Origin of the sequence: Lentilactobacillus sp. Marseille-Q4993 (genome assembly GCF_951230165.1) — a bacterium.
Lineage (GTDB): Bacteria > Bacillota > Bacilli > Lactobacillales > Lactobacillaceae > Lentilactobacillus.
In genome coordinates this window covers 1-1,388 of the sequence record NZ_CATNVB010000072.1, presented here as the reverse complement: position 1 = coordinate 1,388, position 1,388 = coordinate 1, and the positions used below count along the sequence as shown (strand labels likewise).

12 tRNA genes are annotated in these 1,388 nt (G+C 47.3%); all 12 read left to right on the top strand.

From position 1 onward, the window contains the following. The first annotated feature begins 54 nt into the window (after positions 1 to 54). The 12 genes from QOW94_RS11045 to QOW94_RS10990 all read left to right on the top strand — a co-directional run bounded on the left by QOW94_RS11045 (position 55) and on the right by QOW94_RS10990 (position 1,169). Positions 55 to 127, top strand: a tRNA-Asn gene (locus QOW94_RS11045). A gap of 13 nt (positions 128 to 140) precedes the next feature. Beyond that, positions 141 to 232 (top strand) — tRNA-Ser (locus tag QOW94_RS11040). 17 nt (positions 233 to 249) lie between these two features. Beyond that, a tRNA-Glu gene (locus QOW94_RS11035) sits at positions 250 to 321 on the top strand. A gap of 7 nt (positions 322 to 328) precedes the next feature. Beyond that, positions 329 to 401, top strand: a tRNA-Val gene (locus tag QOW94_RS11030). 20 nt (positions 402 to 421) lie between these two features. Continuing rightward, positions 422 to 496: transfer RNA gene (locus tag QOW94_RS11025), tRNA-Asp, on the top strand. Positions 497 to 556: 60 nt separating this feature from the next. After that, positions 557 to 629 (top strand) — tRNA-Phe (locus QOW94_RS11020). Positions 630 to 634: 5 nt separating this feature from the next. Continuing rightward, positions 635 to 717: transfer RNA gene (locus QOW94_RS11015), tRNA-Tyr, on the top strand. Between the two features lie 4 nt (positions 718 to 721). Further along, a tRNA-Trp gene (locus QOW94_RS11010) sits at positions 722 to 792 on the top strand. Between the two features lie 14 nt (positions 793 to 806). Beyond that, positions 807 to 879 (top strand) — tRNA-His (locus QOW94_RS11005). Positions 880 to 886: 7 nt separating this feature from the next. Further along, positions 887 to 958: transfer RNA gene (locus QOW94_RS11000), tRNA-Gln, on the top strand. Between the two features lie 23 nt (positions 959 to 981). Further along, positions 982 to 1,052, top strand: a tRNA-Cys gene (locus QOW94_RS10995). A 32-nt stretch (positions 1,053 to 1,084) separates the two neighbouring features. Next, positions 1,085 to 1,169, top strand: a tRNA-Leu gene (locus QOW94_RS10990). Positions 1,170 to 1,388: the final 219 nt, after the last annotated feature.

The following is a 1,388-nucleotide window of genomic DNA, read 5'->3' as shown; positions in this document are numbered from 1 at the left end:
GATAGTAGTTGGGGGATCGCCCCCTGCGAGGGTAGGACGTTGCCACGCGATTATTCCGGCATAGCTCAGTTGGTAGAGCACCTGACTGTTAATCAGGTTGTCGACGGTTCGAGCCCGCCTGCCGGAGTTATTATTTGAATGGAGAGTTGTCCGAGATGGCCGAAGGAGCATCATTGGAAATGATGTAAACGGGTTAAAGCCTGTTTCAAGGGTTCGAATCCCTTACTCTCCGTAAATAATAAGTATAATGACCCGTTGGTCAAGTGGTTAAGACACCGCCCTTTCACGGCGGTAACATGGGTTCAAATCCCGTACGGGTCACTTTATTGGAGGATTAGCTCAGCTGGGAGAGCATCTGCCTTACAAGCAGGAGGTCACAGGTTCGATCCCTGTATCCTCCATTATCATAACATTCCCACATGGTCCGTTGGTCTAGTTGGTTTAGGACGCCTGCCTGTCACGCAGGAGATCACGAGTTCGAGTCTCGTACGGACCGTCTGTTATGTATTGTTTAACAATTGAATACACAACAATAACATTATTTCTCGTGGTATTTGGCTCGGTAGCTCAGTCGGTAGAGCAATGGATTGAAGCTCCATGTGTCGGCAGTTCGATTCTGTCCCGCGCCATTTATGGAGGGGTAGCGAAGTCTGGCTAAACGCGGCGGACTGTAAATCCGCTCCTTCGGGTTCGGTGGTTCGAATCCACTCCCCTCCACTTTAGGGATATAGTTTAATGGTAGAACTACGGTCTCCAAAACCGTCGGTGTGGGTTCAACTCCTACTATCCCTGTTTATAATGTTATGGCGGTATTGGTGAAGTGGTTAACACATCGGTTTGTGGATCCGACACGCGTGGGTTCGATTCCCACATACCGCCCTTTGATTGGGTTATAGCCAAGTGGTAAGGCAACAGACTTTGACTCTGTCATGCGCTGGTTCGAATCCAGCTAACCCAGTAGGGTTAGAGAGTAATTGTTCTGGCGGTATAGCCAAGTGGTAAGGCAGAGGTCTGCAAAACCTTCATCGTCGGTTCGAATCCGATTACCGCCTTTTCCATCCTATTATCCATCATATTTTGTTTTGCCGGAGTGGCGGAACTGGCAGACGCGCTGGACTCAAAATCCAGTGTCCGTTGAGGACGTGTGGGTTCGAACCCCACCTCCGGTATAAGAGATTTACCCGAGTTTGCTAATAAAGGAAACAGTTGATAATTCAATTGTTTCCTTTTTTGTGTTGTGAATGTTAAGTAATCTGATAAATGGCTCAAAGTCAAATCGTGTGATAGGGAGGAGATACTCCTAGTATGTTGGACACGGAAACAATTAAAATTCCGGGTTCATATACTAGGAGTTTTTATATTGACTAAATATCGCTACACCATAGACG